The 4912-nt window shown below is 43.6% G+C and carries 8 protein-coding genes, 1 pseudogene and 2 riboswitches; of the genes and pseudogenes, 8 read left to right on the top strand and 1 reads right to left on the bottom strand.

Annotated elements, in window-relative coordinates; translation table 11 throughout:
- Nucleotides 1–2 precede the first annotated feature (2 nt).
- The 4 genes and pseudogenes from B7Y67_RS10775 (at nucleotide 3) to B7Y67_RS10765 (ending at nucleotide 1903) form a co-directional block, all read left to right on the top strand.
- Nucleotides 3–650, top strand: a complete 648-nt coding sequence (locus tag B7Y67_RS10775) for a haloacid dehalogenase type II (RefSeq protein ID WP_293598644.1) — start codon at nucleotides 3–5, stop codon at nucleotides 648–650.
- Nucleotides 651–841: 191 nt separating this feature from the next.
- Nucleotides 842–1102 (top strand): annotated as a pseudogene (locus B7Y67_RS10770) (BLUF domain-containing protein); the annotation flags it as partial.
- Nucleotides 1074–1247 (top strand): hypothetical protein, encoded by a 174-nt coding sequence (locus B7Y67_RS19510; RefSeq protein ID WP_363927118.1) that lies wholly within the window; start codon nucleotides 1074–1076, stop codon nucleotides 1245–1247. The pseudogene B7Y67_RS10770 and the gene B7Y67_RS19510, both read left to right, overlap by 29 nt.
- Nucleotides 1248–1342: 95 nt before the next feature.
- Complete coding sequence (locus B7Y67_RS10765) at nucleotides 1343–1903, top strand: peroxiredoxin (protein WP_215302244.1); 561 nt, start codon at nucleotides 1343–1345, stop codon at nucleotides 1901–1903.
- A 6-nt stretch (nucleotides 1904–1909) separates the two neighbouring features.
- Here B7Y67_RS10765 and pagP read toward each other — a convergent pair whose 3' ends face one another.
- Nucleotides 1910–2461, bottom strand: coding sequence for a lipid IV(A) palmitoyltransferase PagP (pagP, locus tag B7Y67_RS10760; protein WP_293598642.1), 552 nt, complete (start codon nucleotides 2459–2461; stop codon nucleotides 1910–1912).
- Between the two features lie 184 nt (nucleotides 2462–2645).
- On the opposite strand from pagP, the gene B7Y67_RS10755 reads away from it, so the two are divergent.
- The 4 genes from B7Y67_RS10755 to B7Y67_RS10740 form a co-directional block, all read left to right on the top strand.
- Entirely contained in the window at nucleotides 2646–3203 is a 558-nt protein-coding gene (locus B7Y67_RS10755) for a phasin family protein (RefSeq protein WP_293598641.1), read from the top strand.
- A gap of 139 nt (nucleotides 3204–3342) precedes the next feature.
- Nucleotides 3343–3708, top strand: a complete 366-nt coding sequence (gene panD / locus B7Y67_RS10750) for an aspartate 1-decarboxylase (protein WP_215302241.1) — start codon at nucleotides 3343–3345, stop codon at nucleotides 3706–3708.
- A gap of 63 nt (nucleotides 3709–3771) precedes the next feature.
- A riboswitch (glycine riboswitch) is annotated at nucleotides 3772–3858 on the top strand.
- 8 nt (nucleotides 3859–3866) lie between these two features.
- Nucleotides 3867–3971: riboswitch (glycine riboswitch) on the top strand.
- A 135-nt stretch (nucleotides 3972–4106) separates the two neighbouring features.
- The gene (locus B7Y67_RS10745; RefSeq protein WP_293598640.1) at nucleotides 4107–4304 is read left to right on the top strand and encodes a hypothetical protein; all 198 of its coding nucleotides are present in this window, start codon (nucleotides 4107–4109) and stop codon (nucleotides 4302–4304) included.
- Between the two features lie 103 nt (nucleotides 4305–4407).
- Nucleotides 4408–4912: transporter substrate-binding domain-containing protein (locus B7Y67_RS10740; protein ID WP_293598639.1), on the top strand; the 505-nt coding region annotated here is incomplete at its 3' end.

The raw sequence follows: 4912 nt of genomic DNA, 5'->3' as shown, positions 1-4912 counted from the left end.
CATTGTTTGATGTTTATTCCATGGGAGAGTTGGCGGAAGCCTTATTTCCGGGTAATGGCCAAGCTTTCGCTTTAATGTGGCGTGACCGCCAAATTGAATACACTCGCCTAGTCACCATGAGTGACCCGAACCCTAGCGGCAGCAAGCATTACCTTCCCTTTTGGGAGTTAACGGTTCGTTCCTTGCATTACGTTTGCAAGCGCATGAACTTAAATCTCACTTCGGAAAATGAGAAGCGCTTGATGGATCAGTATGCAAAGCTCACTGGTTTTGAGGATAGCTTCACTGTCCTCAAGACAATAAAAAGTAAAGGATTGTCAACGGCCATTTTGTCTAATGGCAGCAGAGAGATGCTAGCAACAGTGGTCAAGAGTAATGGTTTGATGCCCTATCTAGATCAAGTTATCACGGTTGAAGATATACGACTATTTAAGACTGCCCCACAATCCTATGAGCTTTTATTAAAAGCATTTCCAGTCAAAAAAGAAGAAGTGTTATTTGTTTCAAGTAATGCTTGGGATGCGTTAGGCGCAAAGTGGTTTGGCTTTGATGTATTTTGGGTTAATCGTCTTGGGCACCCTTTTGAAGAAATCGGTGAGAAGCCAAACTATGAAGGTAATTCCTTGAGTAAAGTGCTGGAAGTTATTTAGGGAATACTCTGAATCTTTGCAAGATCGGCCCCATTAAAAATTGCCAAAGAATAGAGCTGGATTAATCATGGCGCCATTCCCAGGGGGATTGTTGGGCACATTGCTGAGCCTCTCGGGTAAATCAGCATTGATTGAGGCTATATCAAAAGCTAATATCTATAATTCGCCAGATTCACCCCTAAGATAACAAGATGAGTAAGTCCCAATTAATTTCTGTGAGCTATATCAGCAAGGCAACGCAGGATATGGGTGTCTTGGCATTGATGCGCCTCACCGATCAAGCCGCGCAACTCAATCAAAAATTAGGCTTATCGGGAGTGCTTTTTTACGAGAACCAACATTTTGGCCAAATATTAGAAGGGCCTCGTACGGAGGTCATGAAAAATATGGGAAAAAATTCAGCGAGATCCTCGCCATCAGCAAGTGCGCTTATTGAAGCTGGAGGACATTCAAGAAAGAAGTTTTCCCGCCTGGTCAATGCGCTTCTTCTTGGCAAAGGAAATTATTGCAAAGATGCCAAGCCTCACTAGCGTATTGGATGGCCTACCCGAGCATGATGTTGAACTCTTGAGGCTAATGCGTTCAGCAGCCGAGTAAGCATTCCTCCTTTGTGATGAGCATTCAGCGGATCTCTCTGCTGTATCTAATTGCAGAATCTTGTAATGTGTAGCTTAGTTTAATGAAATCTCACTATGACCAATTTCAATCAATTGCCTAGCAACTTACCTATTCCCCAGGATGATGGGGCTGCCGATCATTTGGTTGGCATGCACTTACCTTCCCTCACTTTGAATGCCACCACCGCTAGCCGCTTTAATCTTGGCGAGAGTAAAGGGCGCTTAGTGATTTACTGCTATCCAATGACTGGGCAGCCCAATGTTGCTTTGCCAGAAGGCTGGGATCAGATACCGGGAGCAAGAGGGTGTACGCCTCAAAGCTGTTCGTTTAGAGATCACTATCAAGAGTTGCGCACCTTAGGTGTGGAGGTATTTGGTTTGAGCGTGCAATCAACCGAATACCAAAAAGAGATGGCGGATCGCTTGCATTTACCATTTCCGGTATTAAGTGATGCAGATTATCAACTTCAGAAGTCATTGCAGCTACCTACCTTTGTTGCCGCTGGAATGACTTTGCTCAAGCGCATTACTTTGATTGTGAATAATGGTGTGATCGAGGCTGTGCACTACCCAATTTTTCCGAGCGATAGTGATCCAGTTTGGGTGATCGACTATTTAAAAAATAATCCCGCTTAATTGTGTTTAGGGCAAGCTGTATTTAGCCCAAGCGAACAAGACGTTGCCGACATTTTGATTGCCAGGCACATACGCAGCCTGAATGCTGAGCTCTTTATAGCTGATTGAGGCAATGGGCAGTAAACCAGGGAAGGGAATGTAGTTCATGATGTCTTGGCGCGACATGATGAATGCAGTTGCTCCAACGCCGTACTTCCAGTCAGGACTATTGCCGATATTCCACATGGGGATCCAGCCATAGCCAACCATGTACTGATAAATTCCGTGCGAGTCTTTGAAGGTCATCCCAAAAATGCCCTCCCAGTTACCGCTCTCATTCATTAGGCCCCTGCCAAAACCAATGCCCATCGGATATTCGGTGTATTGATTGATTTTGTCTTGGGAATACGCATAAGGCATGTGATACGTGTAGAGCGGAATATAGAGCTCGTTTTCGCCTTTATCCCAAATGGATTCCAGATGATTTGTTGTGTTTTGAGACCACTCTGAAGCGCTTTCTGCGTGTGAGCTTGCCAATGGCATGCAAAGAAGCAAAAGCACGATAAATCTACGGCGCATAACCAATCATTTCTAAACTAGATGAAGCAAAGCGCCTCCTAGGCAAGGTTTAGCGCTGCTTTTTGTAACAAACTACGTGAACTGACAGAATTATATGTTGCTTTGCAGCAATATTTCCTTGCTAAGCCCAAAATAAGCTATTAATATGGTGCAGTGCAACAAATAACCCTTTAAAGGAAATATCATGTTCAAAAATCAATTTGCAGAAAATCAAGCCAAATCCGTTGAAAGCGCCCGTGCATTGGGTCAAACTGCTCTCGAGAACGCTCAAGAACTAGCAGAAATCAATTACCAAGCAGCTCAACAAGCTGTAGCCAATGCGCAAGCTAAGGCCGCTGAATTGTTAAAGGGTAAAGATGCTAAAGCAGCCTTAGATCTCCTGCAAAGCCCAGAAGTGCAAGAGGCGGTTGCTGAAGTTGCCGCTTATCAGAAAAAAGTAGCCGCAGTATTGCGTCGTGGAAATCAAGAATTAGTTGAGGCTGTAGAAGCCGCCATTGATCAATCACAAGATGACTTAAAGAGCTTTGTCGCAGCCGCTACCTCAAAGGCGCCAGCAGGTTCAGAAGCATATGTAAGTGCCTTTACCTCGGCATTCAACACAGCAATGCAAAATTTTGATCAAGTACGATCAACCACTCAAGATGCTTTTGCAAACTTTGAGAAAAGTGTTGAAACCGCAATGAAGAGTGCAGAAGGTCAATTTGGTCAGGCTCCTAAGGCAGGAAAAAGTCGCGCCAAGTAAGTAGTAGATAATGGTTAAACAAAAAGCCCCGTGTAAGCGGGGTTTTTTGTTGGCGTAATATCAAAAAAATTTGAGAAAATAGCGAGATAGCTGCTAAAAATGCTGGAAGAGGCATGCTTTTAATTCTTGAGGAAATCGTATGAATCGCATTATGTTGTTGGGAAAAATTCACAGAGCAACCGTTACAGAGGCGGATTTGCATTATGAAGGCTCTTGTGGAATCGATGAAGACTTACTCGATGCTGCGGATATGCGTGAATTTGAAAAGATCGAGCTTTACAACATCAACAATGGCGAGCGTTTCTCAACTTACATCATTAAAGCAAAGCGTGGGTCTGGCATTATTTCTTTGAATGGCGCTGCTGCACGTAAAGCACATGTTGGCGACCATCTGATTATTTGCACATACGGACAAGTTAGCAACGATGCAGTTGCAAAGCATGTACCTAAGATTGTGTTGTTGGGTGAAGGCAATACCATTAAAGAAATTAAAAAGGTCAATTAAATTCTTGGCATTCCTGGGGCTAGGTATTAGCCAGGATTACAAAAGTAACATCTCAAGATATACTAGCGCCAAGCAGGAGAGTGAGGCCATAGGCCTCCACCGAAGGCGCAAACTCCCATGAACGCTCAGGTACCCAACAGGAAGGTACTGCTTATCCTAAACTGCCGTCTGGAGAGTCACCATATTGATGGTGCACCGAAGGAGCAAGCACTAAGCTAGGTCTTAGTGTGAATCTCTCAGGTATCAAGGACAGGGGGAGCGGCAAGCGAGTGGCGCATTGAATGCGCACGCGCAAGTTAGGAGCCCTGTATGAATACCACCCCAAGCTAAATCAGTAAGAGCGCATTAGCTATTTCCCGCATTGGGACCATTAACAATCTTACTGAAATAGGCAAATTATGAGCAATATCTACACTAAGGAAGCCCCATATCATCCAGGCTATGAGGACGTATCGTTTAAACGCGAAGTATCAAAAACCGTATCAGAGTTAAGCGAACTGAGGTTGGTAAACGCACGCTATCTCAAATTTGCAGATGCTATTGTGGATTTCTGTAAAGCGAATCACGTACCCACCAAAAAAGTAAACATTGGCTAGCAAGAGATAAAAGTAGCCATTAGAAAGTAAAAGCCACCTTCGGGTGGTTTTTTACATTCAATTCTTGATAAGATCGTTCATCTAATTGAATGCTAAATACATCATGAGACTATTGAAAATAATATCGATATTGTTAGCAAGCCTATTTGTACTTGGCGCATGCTCCAAGGAAGAGCAATCTAATGTGATTAAGGTTGCTGTATCGCCTGCCATCCCCCCAATGCTTTTTGAGAAAGATGGCAAATACACGGGCGTAGATTTGGAAATATTTGAGGGTTACTGCAAGTCACGAGGTTGTACATTCAAAATGACTGCTTACGATTGGCTAGGTATGTTGGGCGCGGTGACTAGCGGGCAGGCTGATGTTGCGTTCTCGGGTATCTCTATTACAGATAAACGCAAAGAAGTGATAGATTTTTCCAAGCCATACTTCACAAGTACTTGGGATTTAATTGGCCTACAAAATCGTAATATTAAGATTGCCGATTTATCCCAGTTACAAAAATATACTATTGCTTATCCAACCGGCAGCGTCTTTGATGATTATGTAAAAGACGTGTTGCAGCCAAAAGGGTATTACTCCTTGGACCGAGTGAAGCTTTATCCTT

The organism is Polynucleobacter sp. 35-46-11 (genome assembly GCF_002281105.1).
The sequence above is the reverse complement of the archived record's forward strand: the minus strand, read 5'-3'. Positions and strand labels throughout refer to the sequence as shown.